The following is a 15,622-nucleotide window of genomic DNA, read 5'->3' as shown; positions in this document are numbered from 1 at the left end:
GCTCAGCCGCGTTTGCGGGCGATGATCCAGGTCGGGTGGTAGGTCAGCGATACGCCGGCCTCGGTGGTGAATTGCTGGGCATACTCGTCTGTAAACCGTGCAAGCGTGGATCTGGTCCAGGGTCTTTGCGCGCGCCCGTTCACGCCGGTTTGCCGAAGGTGTTCAAGCACCTTTCGCGGCGAGGCAAAGTGCATCTGCCGCAGGCTTTCACCCGTGCTCATGATTTCAAGATCACCTTGTACAGCGGCGGCCAGATCGGCGGGTTGGCGCAACCCCGGTGCCTTGGCCGCCGTGCCGATCTGAACCAGTTCCCGGTATTGTTCGGGGCCAAAACCCGAAACAACCAGCCAACCGCCGGGGGCCAGGGCGGAGGCGATCCGGCGCAGGAATGCGGTCGGGTCGGGCAACCACTGGATCATTGACGCCGAGGCAACCAGATCGGGCTGATCGGGCCAATCGACGGTTTCGGCATCGCCGCACAGAAAATTGGCCCCAACGTCGGTTGCGGTTTGGTGGGCCTCTGGCGACAGATCGTTGATCGTCAGCGCACCCAATTCGAATGCCGTGCAAAGCTGGTGTGTCAGGTGGCCGGTGCCGCAGCCAAATTCCAAGGCGGATGAAAACTGCTTTGGTGCGCCGCTGTTGCGCAGTTCCTGCACCAAATGCCCTGCGATCCGGGCCTGCTGACCGGCTGACTCGTGATAGGTTCCAAAACTGCGGCTAAAGCTGCGCTGAACGCGCGCGGTGCTTTGGGTGTTCACGTGATCCACCCTGCCCAATCCTGCCCGGCGCGAAACGGGGTGTGCGGGGCCGGGATGCTGCGGATGGCGTCCTGTTGGGATACCCATGCGGCCTCTTGCGCGCGTGTGGGAATGATCCGATCCCGCTGTGGAATCCATATGCGGTCGAATTTATACGCGGGGGCCGGGCCGCGAGCGATCACCGCGTGCAGCTCGTTCCGGGCCGCATCAAAGTCAATTTGCGGTGCGGCGGTTTCCAGACCAGCGCGGCGGCAGAACCGGGTAAAACTGTCTGTGGTCAATTGATCCGCCGTGGCACGGATCATGTCCGGCGCAATGCCGCGCTGGGCGTCAGCGGGGAACAGCGTGCCGCTGACCGCGACCAGGCGCGTGGGTCTGAACCCCGTCTGGTTCAACCAATGGGCGGCTGACGCCACACCAAAGGAAAAGGCCATAAGGCAAACCCGGTCATATTCGGCCAGAACCGGCACGGAATCGTCCAGTCGGGTATAGTCATCCACCAGCAGAACGTCCTGATCCCCTGTCATGCCCGCAAAAGGGGCCGCGCCAAGGGCCCAGCCCCCGAACACCAAAATCAACTCCTGGGTGCCTGACCGCGACAGCCACTGATGCCTCATGACATGCCCCGGGCCAGAGACACCATGGCTGCGCTCACGCGGCTCAACTCATCGGGCGAGATGATATAGGGCGGCATGCAATAGATGTTGCGGGCAAACGGGCGCAGCCAGACGCCGGTTTCCGGGGCCAGCCCATGGGCGATTGCGGGATCGACCCATGCCTCCATTTCGATGACCCCGATCGCACCCAACACCCGCACGTCAGCGACCCCCGGTAACCCGCGCGCCGGGGAAAGCTCCTGCGTAAGCTGGGCAGAGATCGCGCGAACCTCGGCGCGCCAATCTCTTGCCGACAACTGTTCAAGGCTGGCGACCGCCGCCGCACAGGCCAGCGGGTTGGCCATATAGGTCGGCCCGTGCATCAGGACGCTGGCGTCGCTTTCGCCAATCCTGCGCGCAACGGTTTCGGTGGTCACGGTGGCGGCCAGGGTGATATGGCCCCCGGTCAGGGCCTTGCCCAGGCATATGATATCCGGCACCACACCGGCGTGGTGCATCGCAAACAGCTCTCCGGTGCGCCCGAACCCGGTGGCGATCTCATCGAAGATGACCAGCACATCATGTGCCTTGCACATCTCATGCGCTTTTCGCAGCCATTCCGGGTGGTAGAAATACATCCCCCCCGCGCCCTGAACGACAGGTTCAAGGATCAGGGCCGCAATCTGATCGGCTTTGGTGTCCAGCAGCTCTTGCAGCGCTGACAGGCCGTTCACGTCTGTGTCCTCGGACCATTCCTGATCAAACTGGATTTGCGGACGGGGCAGGAAATGCTGGATCGACAGGGCGCCACTGAACAAACCGTGCATCCCGTTGACGGGGTCGCACACGCTCATCGCTTTCCAGGTGTCTCCGTGATAGCCGCCGCGAATGGTGGCGAATTGGGTGCGCCCGGTTCGTCCCAGCGCCATCTGATATTGCACCGCCATCTTCAGCGCCACTTCGATCGCGACCGATCCGCTGTCGCTGTAGAATATGCGATCCAGACCGTCAGGCAGCAGCCCGACCAGCGTGCGGCCCAGGTCAATCGCTGGCTGATGGGTCAGCCCACCGAACATCACGTGCGGCATTTGCTGCAACTGTGCCTGCATCGCGCCGGTGATCGCAGGGTGACGATGCCCGTGCACCGCGCACCACCAGGACGACATCGCGTCAATCATTCTGGTTCCGTCGTCGCGGGTCAGCCAAACCCCATCGGCCCCGGTAATCAGATGCATCGGGCCGGGGTCGAGAACATTTGTATACGGGTGCCACAGATGGCGGGCGTCAAAGTCCAGCGGGGTCACAGGGCGCTCCGGATTGTGTCGACGTCGATGGCTGTGAACGCATCGGACAGGGTCTTGCGCGACAGGGGATCAAGATACGGCAGCCGCCCAAGATGCCGGGCCGCGCACATGTCGGCAATTGTCTGTTCGACCTGAGGTTCCGCATCGCCGACAAAAGCCACGCCAATCACCGTACACCCCGCATTTCGCAGGGCCATCAGCGACAGGCTGGTGTGGTTGATCGTTCCCAGCGCCGTGCGCGCCACCAGAACCACCGGTGCCTGCCATTGTGCAATCAGGTCCAGAAAAAACAGCTTGCGGTTCAGCGGTACCATGACGCCACCCGCACCCTCAACGACCAAAGGGCCAGAGACAGGCGGCAAGGCAAGGCGGTCCGCTGCGATTTCCAGCCCCATATCCTCGGCCGACAAATGCGGCGAGGCCGGTTTGTTTAGCAGATATACCTCGGGGATCACCTCGGCCCCGGACAAGGCGCGGATCGTTTCTGAATCGGTCGCGTCCGCAAGACCGGATTGTACCGGTTTCCAATAGCGCGCACCCAGCGCGGCCGTCAGGCCCGCGGCAAATACGGTTTTGCCGACATCCGTGTCGGTGCCGGTGACGATCACAGGGTTCATGCGGCCTCTTTCCGGTAGCGGGCAAGCGTTTCAAACAGCGCGGTGATGTCAGAGTTGTCGACATTGCCGGTGATGGACACCCGCAGACGTGACGTGCCGCGCGGAACTGTCGGCGGGCGGATGCCGCGAATGTCAAAGCCCTTGGCCTGCAAAGCGGCGGCTGTGTCCATCGTTCGGGCTTCGTCGCCCAGAATTACCGGGATGATCTGACTGTTCAGCGCGGCTTGTGGAACCCCGTTGCGCTGTGCCTCGGCGTGCGCGTGTCGCATGCGGTCACGTGCGACCCCGGTCAGGTCTTGGTCCGTTTGCAGCTGGCGCAATGCCGCCCGGACCAGCGCCGCATTGAACGGCGCAGGGGCAGTGGCAAAAATGAAGGGTCGCGCGCGATTGATCAGCGTGTCGATCATCACACGGGCCCCGCAAATCAACCCGCCCGAAACCCCCAGACCCTTACCACAGGTGTGCAGGGTCAGCAGGTCGGCCTTCAGGCCGTGGGCCAGACCTTTGCCTTGATGTCCGAAAACGCCGGTTGCATGGGCCTCGTCGACCACAAGGATCGCGCCGTATTCGCGGGCCAGATCGGCCAGCTCTTGCAGCGGGGCGATGTCGCCTTCCATGGAATAGACGCTTTCGACCGCAATCCAGATTTGCCCGCGCCCACCGGCGGCGCGCCATTCGGCAATGCCGTGCCGCGCGGCCTGCACGTCATTATGGGCAAATGCCCGCGTGTCCGCGCGGCCCAGACGCATACCTTCATGCGCGCTGGCATGCACCAGCGCATCATGCAGGATCAGGTCCTCGGCTGCTGGCAGGGTCGAAAAAATCGCCTGATTGGCCTGAAACCCGCCGCCCATGAACAGGGCGGCCTCGGTGCCGAAGAAAGCGGCGGCCTCTTGTTCAAGGGCTTCGTGTTCGGGGTGATTGCCCCGCAACAGCCGCGATCCGCCCGATCCCAGCGGCACGCCGCGATCCAGCGCCTGCTGCGCCGCCCGCTTCAGCACCGGCGATTGCGACAGGCCAAGATAATCGTTGGACGCAAAGTCCAGGCCCTGCCGCGCGGTCAGCGCCCGGCGGCGATGCCGATTGTCCAGAACCTCAAGCACAGAGTGCAGGCGGCTAAGAACCTTCATTCAGCAGCATCCGCACAGGATTGCCCGGCAGGGGTTTCCGCTTGCAGCCCCAGCTTGGCAAACAGGATGGCGTCGGTGTCTTCTTCGGGGTTTTCCGCCGTCAGAAGAGTTTCACCTACAAAGATCGAATTCGCCCCGGCCAGAAAACACATGGCCTGCTGCTCGTCGCTCATTTCACTGCGACCGGCGGACAGGCGGACATAAGATTGCGGCATCATGATGCGCGCCAGGGCGATGACACGGACAAAGTCGATCGGGTCGATCGGTTTGGCGTCGGCCAGTGGGGTGTCTTCTTGCGGCATCAGCATGTTGATCGGCACCGAATCCGGGGCCGGGTTCAAGTTGGCCAGCGTCACCAGCATGTCGACCCGATCCTGGGCTTCTTCGCCCATCCCGAGAATGCCGCCGGAACACACCTTGATCCCGGCGTCCTGCACACGGTTCATCGTGTCGATCCGGTCGGCAAAGGTGCGGGTGGTGATGACCTCGGGGTAATACCGCTCGGACGTGTCGATGTTGTGGTTGTAATAGTCCAGCCCGGCATCGCGCAGGCGAAAGACCTGATCATCGTCCAGCATGCCCAGGGTCATGCAGGTTTCCATGCCCAGATCGCGCACACCTTCGACCATGGCCACAAGGGCATCCATGTCCCGGTCCTTGGGTTCGCGCCAGGCGGCCCCCATGCAGAAACGGGTCGCGCCACCGTCGCGCGCCTTGCGCGCCTGGCTCAGGACACGCTCGACCTCGATCAGTTTTGAGGCCGACAGTTTCGACCCGTTTCGCGCCGACTGCGAGCAATAGGCGCAGTCTTCAGCGCAGCCTCCGGTTTTGATCGACAACAGCTTTGACGTCTGGATCTTGTTGGGGTCAAAGTTTTCGCGGTGTACCGACTGTGCGCGAAACAGCAGATCCATCAGGGGCAGATCATGCAGGGCTTCGGCGGTCTTGCGGGTCCATGGCAGGTTCGGATTTTCCATTTTATCGATAATTTACCAATCTCGTTCCATTTCCCGAGTTTGTTATCGATAAATAAGAAAACTACAACTTAAACTTCCCGTGTTGTCCCGGTGATTGGCAAATACCTGCGAGTTCCGCAGCCTGTGAACGCGCGGTTGTTGGGTTAGTGGTTGGGTGTGAATCCTATAAATTGTCACTGTTGACAAAGTATCGATAGGGGTTATTTGTCTCTGGTGACAATTTATGGAAGCCAAATGCCACGACCATCGCTGAAAGACCAAAGAACCAACGAAATCCTGGATGCCTATCTGACCTGTGTGGCGCGGTTCGGCCTGGAAGGCGCGACGCAGGACCGCATCGCCGAGGAGGCTGGCGTAAAGCGCCCGTTGCTGCGCCATTACCTTGGCAACAAGGATGAGATGATCATTGCCCTGACAGGTCATGTGGTCACTTGTTTTGGAGAGGCGGTCGAGGGGTTGCGTCAGGCGTTGCCGGACATGGCGCAACCGTCCGACCTGGTCGAGGCGCTGTTTTCGGAACACAGCGGCACCGATCCCCGGTTGATGCTGACCTATCAGGCGCTTGTGGCGGCCGTTCCGGGGCACCCGAACTTGCGGCAAGGCCTGATGGACAGCCTGACGGATTTTTACGACGTCGTGGAAGAGATCCTGAGGCGCGCGGCCCCCATGGCCCCGGATGCCAAAATACGGGCAGTGACACAGGGCATTTCCGCGATCTTCGTCAATCTGGATGCGCTGTCCACTTTGGACCCGCCGGACGACTGGCGCGCCGAACTTAAACTGGCGGCGACATTGATGGCCTCGGTCCTGAAGGTCCGCCAATGAGCAGAGCCAGAACGCTAAACTATGTTGCCTTGCCGGTTCTGTTGGTTTCGACGGCCTATGGCATCTATTGGATTTGGGGCGCGCTGTTCGTCTGGTGGGTGGTTCCGACAATCCTCAACGGGCAGGCTTTTCTGGTCTTTGAGGTCAACCGGGACGAAGACCCGGTGCTGTATTGGGCCATTGTGACGCTTTGGGCGGTGCTTGGCCTGATGATGATCGCCGCAAGCCTGTTTCCGCAATACGCCCATCTTCTTGCCTGAGGTATCCCGATGACCAAAATGTACCACCAGCTTCCTGTTGACGCTTACACATCACAAGACTGGTTCGAACGGGAACAGCGCCTGATCTTCTCGCGCACCTGGAGCTTTGCGGGATTGGTCGAAGATATCCCGGAACCCGGTCACTTCCTGACGGTTCAGGCCGGGCTGAACAATATCTTTATCGTCATGGGGCGGGACCACAGGTTGCGCGCTTTTCATAACATCTGCCGACACCGGGGAACCCAGTTGATCCGCGCTGTCGGCAAGACGCAAAAGGCCCTGACCTGCCCGTACCACGACTGGACCTATGATCTGGAAGGCAACCTCATCTCGGTCCCGGATGAGGCATCGGAATTTCCCCAGGGCGTCGACAAATCCTGCCTTGGCCTGAAGCCGGCCAGCGTGGATGTCTGGCGTGGTATGCTTTTTGTTCACCCCGATCCAGCTGCCCCGACATTGGCCGAATGGTTCGGAGAGGTTGATCCGCTGTTGGGACCGCACAGGCCCGAAGAGCTGATCGAATACCCGGACACCAGAAACGCCTATGAAATCAAGGCCAACTGGAAAATCGTCGTCGAGAATTACATTGACGTATATCACCTGAGCCATCTGCATTCGAACACGCTGTATATGTATGATCATGCAAAGGCCGAATACGGATGGAAGGGACCGCACTATCATTTCTGGGAACCTCCTTCGGCTGAATATGCGGAAAATCTGGAAACCAACCTTCCAACGCCGCGCGCCATCCCGGAACCGCATGTTGGGGCGTGGGTTCCGATGCTGTTCCCCGGAATCGGTATCGGCGCAAGCGAAGACAGTTGGAACCTGTTCATCGTCAAACCCTTGGCGCCGGATCTGACCCGAATAGAAACCCGCACGAAACTGGCCAATGTATCCGACTGGGCATACCAGAAGCAGCAATGGAAAAGCGCAGGCTTTTGGAAAAACTTCGGAGGCCCGAAGTATCAGGGCGCGGACGCCAGCGGTGCAGATGACCCGATGACCTCGGGCGATTTTACATCCGAAGACATATTCGCCTGCGAACAGCAGCAAAAATCCCTGAAAAGCCCGTTTCTGGAAATCGGACCGGCTGCGGTTGGCGAAAGCCCGATTGTCCAGCACCAGCGCGCGGTACTTGATTTCATGCAACCCGCAAAAGACCCCACCTAGTCAGGAGCACAGATAATGAAACCAGTTCAAGCAACCCTGATCGGCGTTGTGTTTGCGGCGGCTCTGGCGCTGACCGCGCAGGCGGATTCCCCGGAAGAAATCGCGACCCGCGTCGTCCAGGCCCAGAACGAACAGGCCCTGGCCGCCACGTGGGACGATTGGCACCCAGCGGCTGAGCATAAGGTCACAATCAAATATGGTTTGGGGCAAAAGGATGATGTCTTTGCATATATGGTCGCGGATTACGCCAACCTGCCGGACCCCACCAATGACCCCCAGCTTTCCGAAGCCCTGAAAGGGTATGAGGAAACCGGCCGGTCCGATCCCAAAATCACCTCGAAAACAACGGATGGCGTCCTGCATCTGACCGCCGAGACGCGTGTCGCCTATACGTGGCAGGGGTACAATGGCACGATGCTGCAAACCGACCGGTTTGTTTTCGAAACCCAACTGGGCAAGCCCGTGATCCGCTCGTTGGACACGACAATTGACTATCGCTGAAGGGAAACCCGGTGCGACGCGACTTTCACATCCTGAAGATTTCCGACATCCGCCAAGAGATCGACGGCGCGGCCACCTCTGTGACCTTTCACGTTCCGCCCGAACTGACCGATCTTTTTCAGTGGCAGGCAGGCCAGCATCTGACGTTGAAATTCCTGATCGATGGCAAGGAACACCGGCGCAGCTATACGATCTCGAACCCGCCGGGGGCGGCGCTGCGGATCACGGTCAAGCGGGTTAAGGGCGGTGTCGTTTCCAACCATATCGGTGGCGCCCTGACAATCGGTGATCAGGTCGAGGTTATGCCTCCCTTTGGCCAGTTCACCCTGCACCCCGGCGCATTGAAGCGCCGCACCCATTACTTTTTTGGGGCTGGCAGCGGCATCACGCCGCTTTACGCCATGATCAATGCGGTTTTGGACGGCGAACCTTATTCGGTTGCGCATCTGGTTTACGGCAATACCAATGTGGAAACGATACTGTTCCACGCCCAGCTAGAGCAGTTGCTGACCCGCTTTCCAACGCGTTTCACCATTCGCCATGTTCTGTCTGCCCCGTCGATGTGGGCGTCGCTCAGGCCGTGGCGCAAGGGCCGTCTGGATGCGGAAACCGTACAGGCAGCCATTGCCGAAGCCCCCCCGGTTGCGCAGGACGCGCAGTACTGGATATGCGGACCCGGCGGGATGAATGTGGACGTCAAGGCGGCCCTGACGGGTTTGGACGTTCCTGCCGACCGTATTCATATGGAGAGCTTTGGCGCAGCCGCTGACGACAATGATAACGTGCAGGGTATCGCCGCAACCGCGCGCGTGGAATTGGCCGGCAGCGTAAGTGAGATACCCGTGGCCGCCGACCAAACCCTGCTTGAGGCGGCCCGCGCTGCAGGGTTGGCCCCGCCGTTCAGTTGCCAGTCCGGCGTCTGCGGTGCCTGTGTGGCGCGGTTGACGGACGGCAGCGTTCAAATGCGAAACCACGTGGCACTTGAAGATGCGGACATCGCGAAAGGGTTGATCCTGACCTGTCAGAGTGTTGCAACCCAAGAAGCGCTGGCTGTGAAGTTTGAGGGTTAACCAGCACAGGGTCTTATGAGTCTGGCTCAGACCATGACGCGACCTCTGCCGCACGCTTGTGGACCCATCAGGTCTTTGATGTCCGCATAGCGTGGCCGTGACAGGCTTTGCGCTAGATCACAGATACAATTCGATCCGCGCGCCCGGAAAGTAGCCTATTGCCGTTTCCATTTTTGGTGTTGGCATGGCGCATAAAGCCGTCGACAACCCATCGGCCAAGGCCGCATTCGGTGCGGAAACAGACAAGATCTGATGATGCAGCTTCTGGCCATCGGGGGCCAGGATGTGCCCCTGACTGTCGGTCAGCATCATGCTGTTGGCATCGGATGTCGCGATGGCACGATCTCTCAGCGCGATGTGCTTGCTGACGGTACCGTCTGGCCCTGCAATGCCCACCTGCCAATCTTGCCCGTCACCGCGTTGGCCATTGGCGACGATTTCTCCCATGTTGATCAAAACATCCTGCAGGCCCTGCGATTTCAGCAGGTTGGCAATACGGTCCGAAATCGCCCCTTGGGCAATCCCGTTCAGCGTCAGGGCGGATTGGCCGGGTTGGGGCAGTGCGACAACGTCTGTCTGCACGGAAACACGGCTCCAGCCGATGGTTTGCCGGGCGTTTTGGATTTCGATGTCATCGCCCCCCTGTGCCAAAGCGACCCAAAGGGGTTGAATGGTTGGGTCAAATGCGCCGTCGGTGGCGTCATAAAGCGCCGAACACAGGCTGAAGACATTCAGCAGTTCCGGGGCCGGAGTTTCAAGATGGCCGGTTTGGTTCAACCGGCTCAACTCTGATTCAGGGCGATAAAGGCTGAAGATGTTCTCAAGCCGAAGCACCTCGGCCTCGACGGCCGCAATGATCGGCGCGGCTTGCGCATCGGTCAAACCCTCCAGCCTCAGACTGGCGGGTGCGCCCAAGGCGGTGCCGTGCCAGCTGGCTGTGGGTGCGGGGCTCGCATGTGTCGGAAGGGCCACACAGGCCGCAGAGATTGTCAGAAACCGACGACGGGTCAGATGGGTCATGCGGGGCTCTCCAGCTTTAGGTCCAGATCGACGGGCCCCAGCACTTCGGTATCCGGGATTTCCGACAGCGGCAGGGCGGACCCGCCGTATTCTTTGATAAACGCCTCGGCTGCGACGGGATCGGAAAAGGGCACGACCTCGCGCGCGCCCATGCCGCCCGCCACATTTGACCCGACCACAAAGGTCGCACCATCAGCCGCGATCCAGTTCGAGATACCCGGCTGCCGCCAGTTGGGCGCAGCGCCCATGTCGCTGACATAGACGGCAGTGATTTCGGCATCCCGTTCGGGGCTTTTCAGATAAGCCACCATGTCGCGTACCTGCGCAAAGAACAGGGGCGTGGGGTAGCCTTTCAGATGGATCTGCCCCTTGGGACCGCCATGTTCGGCGATGTTCATCTGACAGAAAAAGCTGAGCGCATCGGGGGTCAGATCAACCGGATCGGGGGCGACGGCGATGTCTTCCTTGCAGGCAGCAAGGGCCACCAGCGCGATCAGGCACAGGCGTTTCATGGCTCGACCCTCCGGAACGCGGCGCGGGCGAGGGCAAAGCCCAGCACCGGCCAGATCAGCAGCGATGCGGGTGCGGCCCACGCGGGCAGGGCCTGCGCCGCGCCGGTCATGCCCGAGGCCATCGCGATCCCTTCGGTCGCGGCGATGTTCCACAAACGAAACGCGTCGGCCGGGTTGGCGACCATCACCCATGGAAAGACGGATTGGGTGAAGGTGCCGCCCTTGTCCATGACCACAGCCCCCAACAGGCCCAGATCATAGAGGACGACAAAGATCAGCCAAAGCCCGGCCGACAGACCTGCTGCCGCCGTCGACCCCCTCGACAAGGCGGACAGCAGGTATCCCAACGCCAGAAACACGGCACCCAGCAGGATGGATGTTAAGATCAGGCGCGCCAGCGCCATCAGGCTCTCTGGGCCTGCGCCACCGAACCACGCGGCCACTGCTCCGGCGGTGCCGAAGCCGACGGTCATGGCAAAGGCCAGCGCGGCCAGATGGGCGGTGAATTTACCAAGCAGGATTTCCCCGCGCCCGGCAGGGTAGGACAGCAGCAGCGACAGGCTGCCCCGGTCCACGTCGCCTGCGATGGCGTCGAAAGCGATCATCAGCGCCAACAGCGGGGCGAGGTAGACCGACAGCGTGGTCATCGACGCGACCGAGACGGTCAGCATGTCAACGCCCAGCGTTCCGGTGGGTGCGCTGCCCGCAAATGTCAGCGCCAGTGCAAACAGCACCATGATCAGTGTTGCGACCAATAGCCAGCGGTTGCGGCGCAGGATCAGCATTTCAGTACGGGTGATGGCAAGGAAACGGGTCATTGCATCTCCTCCTGAGCGTAATGGCGATAGAGGTCTTCCAGTCTGGGTGGGGTCATTTCCACATCCGCCACCGCGTCACCCATTCCGGCGATGCGGCGCAGGGCCTCCATCTTGTCATCGGGGGTGCAAAGCAGTTCGACTGAGGCACCGTTGATCCGAATGCCACCCAGTTCGGCGGCAAGTACTTCTGGGTTGGCGCTGGCACGCACTTTCAGGCGGATCGGCAGACCGGCCAGCGCCGACAGGTTGTTCAGCGTGTCATCCGCTACCATCTGACCCTTGCGCATGATGGCGATGCGGTCGGTGCGGGCCTCGACCTCGGTCAGCGCATGGCTGGCGATCAGGACGGCGGTGCCTTGCGCCGCCAGCTCATCAATGATGGCGTACAGGTCCTGCCGCGAGATCGGGTCCAATCCGCTCGTTGGCTCATCCAACAGCGCCACTTTCGGCTGACCCAGCAGCACCTGCGCCAGACCCAGACGTTGCCGCATCCCTTTGGAATAGGCGCCGATCCGGCGATCCAGCGCATCGCTGAGGCCGACACGGTCCAGCAGGCCAGGCACGTCCGCCCTAGCCCCGGACAATTGCGCAAACAGGTTTAGTTGCTCTCGCCCGGTCAAGGCGGGATGAAACGACACCGCCTCGGGCAGATAAGCCGTATCCCGCCGCGCCTGCGCGCTGCCGGGGGTGGCGTCACCGATCCGGATGGCTCCGCCATGGATCGGCGTCAGACCGAGGATGGATTTGATCAGGGTCGATTTGCCCGCGCCATTATGGCCCAGCAGCGCAACGCGCTGACCGGGGGCAAGGGACAGGGTGATATCGTCAAGAACGCGGATCTTGCCACGGTCCTTGCAGACTTGGGTAATACTCAGGGCCTTATCCGTCATGAGGCACCTTTTTCATAGCTGGGGGTTCAGGGGCTTGCATCAGCGGGTTGCTGTCCATCACGCCCCCCGGCAACAGCGCCGGGAAGGCCGATTGCGACCAGCGCACCAGCTGCACGGCAGGCGAGCCGAGCAGCAATTTGGCTGCGGGTTGGGTCCACAGCACATGGTCCATAGAGTCATTGGGACGATAGGGGGCATCGGCGATGCCGTTGCCATCCACGTCATAGGCGGCGAAATCAGACCAGTAATTGCCGCGCCCGTCTTCGGACCACTCGACCCATTTGGTCGAGACATATTTCACCTGCGTCCGGTTGCCGATGAATGAATTGCCAACGATGCGATTACGCTCACTACCGGCGGTGAAATGGATGCCGATGCCGCACCCCTGGAACCAGTTGTCGGTGAATTCGTTCTTGTTGGAGTTATAGAGGAAGGTACATTTTTCCTTGGCACCTATGACCACGTTGCCGGTGATGACACTCTTGTTGGCGTAATTCAGCATCACGCCATGTTCGCGGTCACCAATTGAGACGTTGTCTGCGACCTTCACATTGGTCGTGAACATCACCGCATAGCCCAGATCATTGCCGATCGAAACGTTGTCGCTGACGACTGAATCGTCTGCATACATATAGTGCACCGCAAAACGCAGATCGCGGAACAGGTTGCCGGTGAAGAAATTCTTCTTCGAAGAATTTACGAAGATCCCATCACGACCATAGCGAATGTCATTCGATTCAACCCGCGCACCCGGCGCGTTCCAGACATAGACGCCGTTGCCGCGAGCATTCATCCGGCGATCCTGCCGCCCTTCGATGCGGTTGCCGCGCACGATGCTGTCCTTGGCGCCGTGAATGTCGACGCCATAAAGATTGCCCAGCAGCACGTTATCCTCAACCACCGGTGCTTTGGCTGTTTTGGTCAATTGGATACCGCTGTCGATCCCGTCATGGCTTGAACCTGAGCCGATCACCGTCAACCCACGCAGGGTCACGCCCGGCCCGGTCACGGTGATGACGCTGCCCGCGCCTTGCCCGTCGATGGTGGCCTGTCCCTGCCCGTCGATGGTGACGGGCCGGTCCAGTACCAGAGCTTCGCTATACACTCCGGGGCTCAGGCGGAGGGTGTCCCCATCCGCCGCCTGCGCCAGTGTTTCGTTGATGGCCCCCGCCCAATTGGGCACATCCCAGTCCGCCGCCCAAAGGGGCGAGCCGAGCAGGAGCGGTATGAGCAGGGGCCAACGCATGGTTTATGCCCCCTGCGGTTCGACCAGCATCCGGCCGCGCATTTCCATGTGCAGTGCGTGGCAGAACCACTGGCAATAGAACCAGTGCACGCCCGGACGGTCGGCGGTGAAGGTGACCGAGGCGGTCGCCAGCGGTGCAACTTCCATCGCGATGCCGTAGTTACCCAGGCAGAACCCGTGGGTCACGTCGTCCACGTCATCCAGGTTGGTGATGTAAACCGTCACCTCGTCACCCTGTTTGACGGTGAACTTCTCAAGGCTGAAGGTCGGGGCCTGCGATGTCATGTAGACCCGTACCTTGTTGCCATCCCGGATGGGTTCTTCGGCACCATCTTCAAGATCGACGCCATCGGCCTCGGCCTGCTTGCGGGCGTCTTCCCAAGTGATGTCGTTGCGATCCCAGACGTTGACCGGATTGACGATATCGCGGCGCACCATGATGGCGTCATGCGGTTCGGCAAAGGTCGGGCCATCGTGCACCACCTTCATCTCGCTGTTTGAGATGTCGATCAACTGCTCGTTTTCAGGCTTCAGCGGTCCAACGTTCAGGAACCGGTCTTTCGAGAACTTGTTCATCGAAATCAGCCACTTGCCGTCGGCTTCATTGGTTTCACCCATGGTGGTCGAGTTGTGGCCCGGTTGATAATGCACATCGACCTTCGAGATGATCGGGTCCACGTCAGCGCCGCCGTAAGCCTTGATCGCGTCTTCGATGTTCCACTTCACGATCTGGCTGTCGAGGAACAGCGTGGTGAACGCGTTGCCCTGACCATCAAATGCGGTGTGAAGCGGGCCAAGACCCAGCTGCGGTTCGCCCACGATGCACGAGCGCGGGTCGACATCGCTTGCGAACAGGGCGTCCAGCTTGGTGACGTCCATGATCGACACGGTCGGCGACAGCTTGCCGTTGATGCAGACGTGCTTGCCGTCGGGCGCGGTGTTGATGCCGTGTGGCGAGTTCGGGATCGGGATGTAGCGGGTATAGTTCTTGTTCTGACCCTTACGTCCGTCCAGAACCTTGACGCCTTTCAACTCCTGATAATCACCGGCCTCGATGCCTGCTTCGATTTCCGCAAGGTTGAAGACGACGACATGGTCCAATTCGTTCTCGGTCATCTCGGCCAGGTTCATACCCATTTCCGAGTTGTACGAGGTCGAATAGGCGTATTTGCCCTGATAGTCGCAGTCGGTGTTATCGAGGTTCCCCGACACCATCACCTGCCACGCCACTTCCATGGTGTCGCCGTCCAGCGCAGTAAAGATGTTCACATATTGCGATGGGTCGTCCAGCACGCTGCCGTCGTTGACCAGCGGCGTTTCATCTTCACCGTTGGCAAAGACATAGCCGGTACGCGGGAACTTCTGCGGACGCAGACCGTGGATCGCCTTGGCGTTCGGGATCTCGACAATCTTGTCGCATTTCATCACGTCACAGCGCACGCGGGCAACGCGGGTGTTGGCCTTGTCGTTCATGAACAGGTAACGGCCGTCATAAGTGCCGTCGGTGAACGACATATGCGGGTGGTGAAGGTCGCCGTTGTCATAGGTCTTCATGCCGCGCTTGGCGAGGAATTCCTTGGTTTCCGGCAACAGGCCATCGGTCATGATTTTCAGCGACTCGTTGGTCTGGCCCCAGCCAGTGGCCGAGCAGCGGTTGAACACCGGAACCCGCATCAACTCGCGCATGGAGGGGAAGCCCAGGATGCGCAGTTCGCCAGTTTGGCCCGAGGACCAGAAGCCGTAGTATTCGTCCAGCTCACCGGGTTCGAGATTGGCACCAGCCGCAGCGCTGGCTTGTTTTGCGGTCATCAGGGTTGAACCCAGACCGGTCCCGGCCAGCACAGCGCCGGTTGCGGTTGCACCCAGCATGCCGCGGCGTGTGACGTTCAGTTTCTTATCATGTTCCGACATGATGTTTCTCC

At 60.6% G+C, this 15,622-nt stretch carries 17 protein-coding genes; 5 read left to right on the top strand and 12 right to left on the bottom strand.

Translation table 11 applies throughout. The features are described from left to right. Positions 1-2: 2 nt before the first annotated feature. Genes JT51_RS10205 through bioB form a run of 6 tightly spaced genes read right to left on the bottom strand, consistent with a single transcriptional unit; the run spans position 3 to position 5,385 of the window. Positions 3-761, bottom strand: a complete 759-nt coding sequence (locus tag JT51_RS10205) for a methyltransferase domain-containing protein (protein ID WP_051927473.1) — start codon at positions 759-761, stop codon at positions 3-5. After that, positions 758-1,378, bottom strand: coding sequence for a pimeloyl-ACP methyl esterase BioG family protein (locus JT51_RS10200; protein ID WP_051927472.1), 621 nt, complete (start codon positions 1,376-1,378; stop codon positions 758-760). Before JT51_RS10200 ends, JT51_RS10205 begins: the two co-directional genes overlap by 4 nt. Then, the gene (gene bioA, locus JT51_RS10195; RefSeq protein WP_037311456.1) at positions 1,375-2,661 is read right to left on the bottom strand and encodes an adenosylmethionine--8-amino-7-oxononanoate transaminase; all 1,287 of its coding nucleotides are present in this window, start codon (positions 2,659-2,661) and stop codon (positions 1,375-1,377) included. Before bioA ends, JT51_RS10200 begins: the two co-directional genes overlap by 4 nt. Continuing rightward, on the bottom strand, positions 2,658-3,278 hold the full coding sequence (gene bioD, locus JT51_RS10190; RefSeq protein ID WP_037311453.1) for a dethiobiotin synthase: 621 nt from the start codon (positions 3,276-3,278) through the stop codon (positions 2,658-2,660). The genes bioA and bioD overlap by 4 nt, the downstream gene beginning before the upstream one ends. Then, positions 3,275-4,408, bottom strand: coding sequence for an 8-amino-7-oxononanoate synthase (locus JT51_RS10185; protein ID WP_037311449.1), 1,134 nt, complete (start codon positions 4,406-4,408; stop codon positions 3,275-3,277). The genes bioD and JT51_RS10185 overlap by 4 nt, the downstream gene beginning before the upstream one ends. Further along, positions 4,405-5,385 carry a biotin synthase BioB gene (bioB, locus tag JT51_RS10180; protein ID WP_037311446.1) on the bottom strand — a complete coding sequence of 327 codons (981 nt, stop codon included), beginning with the start codon at positions 5,383-5,385 and terminating at the stop codon, positions 4,405-4,407. Before bioB ends, JT51_RS10185 begins: the two co-directional genes overlap by 4 nt. Positions 5,386-5,619: 234 nt before the next feature. Here bioB and JT51_RS10175 point away from each other — a divergent pair, with 234 nt between their 5' ends. From JT51_RS10175 to JT51_RS10155, 5 genes are read left to right on the top strand one after another with little or no spacing between them, the layout of a single operon-like run. Then, on the top strand, positions 5,620-6,210 hold the full coding sequence (locus JT51_RS10175; protein ID WP_037311443.1) for a TetR/AcrR family transcriptional regulator: 591 nt from the start codon (positions 5,620-5,622) through the stop codon (positions 6,208-6,210). Continuing rightward, positions 6,207-6,470, top strand: coding sequence for a hypothetical protein (locus tag JT51_RS10170; RefSeq protein WP_037311440.1), 264 nt, complete (start codon positions 6,207-6,209; stop codon positions 6,468-6,470). Before JT51_RS10175 ends, JT51_RS10170 begins: the two co-directional genes overlap by 4 nt. Positions 6,471-6,479: 9 nt before the next feature. Beyond that, positions 6,480-7,643 (top strand): aromatic ring-hydroxylating oxygenase subunit alpha, encoded by a 1,164-nt coding sequence (locus JT51_RS10165; RefSeq protein WP_037311437.1) that lies wholly within the window; start codon positions 6,480-6,482, stop codon positions 7,641-7,643. A 15-nt stretch (positions 7,644-7,658) separates the two neighbouring features. Further along, positions 7,659-8,144, top strand: coding sequence for a hypothetical protein (locus JT51_RS10160; protein WP_037311435.1), 486 nt, complete (start codon positions 7,659-7,661; stop codon positions 8,142-8,144). Between the two features lie 11 nt (positions 8,145-8,155). Then, complete coding sequence (locus tag JT51_RS10155) at positions 8,156-9,214, top strand: ferredoxin--NADP reductase (RefSeq protein ID WP_037311433.1); 1,059 nt, start codon at positions 8,156-8,158, stop codon at positions 9,212-9,214. A gap of 117 nt (positions 9,215-9,331) precedes the next feature. Here JT51_RS10155 and JT51_RS10150 read toward each other — a convergent pair whose 3' ends face one another. The 6 genes from JT51_RS10150 to nosZ are packed head-to-tail and all read right to left on the bottom strand — an operon-like array spanning position 9,332 to position 15,611. Further along, positions 9,332-10,234 (bottom strand): FAD:protein FMN transferase, encoded by a 903-nt coding sequence (locus JT51_RS10150; RefSeq protein ID WP_037311430.1) that lies wholly within the window; start codon positions 10,232-10,234, stop codon positions 9,332-9,334. Continuing rightward, positions 10,231-10,746 (bottom strand): nitrous oxide reductase accessory protein NosL, encoded by a 516-nt coding sequence (locus tag JT51_RS10145; protein ID WP_037311426.1) that lies wholly within the window; start codon positions 10,744-10,746, stop codon positions 10,231-10,233. The genes JT51_RS10150 and JT51_RS10145 overlap by 4 nt, the downstream gene beginning before the upstream one ends. Then, positions 10,743-11,564: an ABC transporter permease gene (locus tag JT51_RS10140; RefSeq protein ID WP_037311423.1), complete on the bottom strand. Its 822-nt coding sequence runs from the start codon at positions 11,562-11,564 to the stop codon at positions 10,743-10,745. The genes JT51_RS10145 and JT51_RS10140 overlap by 4 nt, the downstream gene beginning before the upstream one ends. Then, complete coding sequence (locus JT51_RS10135) at positions 11,561-12,454, bottom strand: ABC transporter ATP-binding protein (RefSeq protein WP_037311420.1); 894 nt, start codon at positions 12,452-12,454, stop codon at positions 11,561-11,563. The genes JT51_RS10140 and JT51_RS10135 overlap by 4 nt, the downstream gene beginning before the upstream one ends. Further along, positions 12,444-13,700, bottom strand: coding sequence for a nitrous oxide reductase family maturation protein NosD (locus JT51_RS10130; RefSeq protein ID WP_037311417.1), 1,257 nt, complete (start codon positions 13,698-13,700; stop codon positions 12,444-12,446). The genes JT51_RS10135 and JT51_RS10130 overlap by 11 nt, the downstream gene beginning before the upstream one ends. 3 nt (positions 13,701-13,703) lie before the next feature. Beyond that, a complete protein-coding gene (nosZ, locus tag JT51_RS10125) occupies positions 13,704-15,611 on the bottom strand; it encodes a TAT-dependent nitrous-oxide reductase (RefSeq protein WP_037311414.1) in 1,908 nt (635 codons plus the stop codon). Positions 15,612-15,622 lie beyond the last annotated feature (11 nt).

The sequence above is a fragment of the Ruegeria halocynthiae genome (genome assembly GCF_000743705.1).
Taxonomy (GTDB): domain Bacteria; phylum Pseudomonadota; class Alphaproteobacteria; order Rhodobacterales; family Rhodobacteraceae; genus Ruegeria; species Ruegeria halocynthiae_B.
Note: the sequence above shows the minus strand (reverse complement) of the source record. Positions and strands in the feature narration are given on the sequence as shown.

Coding starts and splice junctions, on each gene's coding strand:
- JT51_RS10140 (WP_037311423.1), bottom strand. CDS start 11,564: ATGACCCGTTTCCTTGCCATCACCCGTACTGAAATGCTGATCCTGCGC.
- JT51_RS10150 (WP_037311430.1), bottom strand. CDS start 10,234: ATGACCCATCTGACCCGTCGTCGGTTTCTGACAATCTCTGCGGCCTGT.
- JT51_RS10160 (WP_037311435.1), top strand. CDS start 7,659: ATGAAACCAGTTCAAGCAACCCTGATCGGCGTTGTGTTTGCGGCGGCT.
- bioB (WP_037311446.1), bottom strand. CDS start 5,385: ATGGAAAATCCGAACCTGCCATGGACCCGCAAGACCGCCGAAGCCCTG.
- JT51_RS10175 (WP_037311443.1), top strand. CDS start 5,620: ATGCCACGACCATCGCTGAAAGACCAAAGAACCAACGAAATCCTGGAT.
- JT51_RS10130 (WP_037311417.1), bottom strand. CDS start 13,700: ATGCGTTGGCCCCTGCTCATACCGCTCCTGCTCGGCTCGCCCCTTTGG.
- JT51_RS10200 (WP_051927472.1), bottom strand. CDS start 1,378: ATGAGGCATCAGTGGCTGTCGCGGTCAGGCACCCAGGAGTTGATTTTG.
- JT51_RS10145 (WP_037311426.1), bottom strand. CDS start 10,746: ATGAAACGCCTGTGCCTGATCGCGCTGGTGGCCCTTGCTGCCTGCAAG.
- JT51_RS10170 (WP_037311440.1), top strand. CDS start 6,207: ATGAGCAGAGCCAGAACGCTAAACTATGTTGCCTTGCCGGTTCTGTTG.
- bioD (WP_037311453.1), bottom strand. CDS start 3,278: ATGAACCCTGTGATCGTCACCGGCACCGACACGGATGTCGGCAAAACC.
- JT51_RS10185 (WP_037311449.1), bottom strand. CDS start 4,408: ATGAAGGTTCTTAGCCGCCTGCACTCTGTGCTTGAGGTTCTGGACAAT.
- JT51_RS10165 (WP_037311437.1), top strand. CDS start 6,480: ATGACCAAAATGTACCACCAGCTTCCTGTTGACGCTTACACATCACAA.
- nosZ (WP_037311414.1), bottom strand. CDS start 15,611: ATGTCGGAACATGATAAGAAACTGAACGTCACACGCCGCGGCATGCTG.
- JT51_RS10135 (WP_037311420.1), bottom strand. CDS start 12,454: ATGACGGATAAGGCCCTGAGTATTACCCAAGTCTGCAAGGACCGTGGC.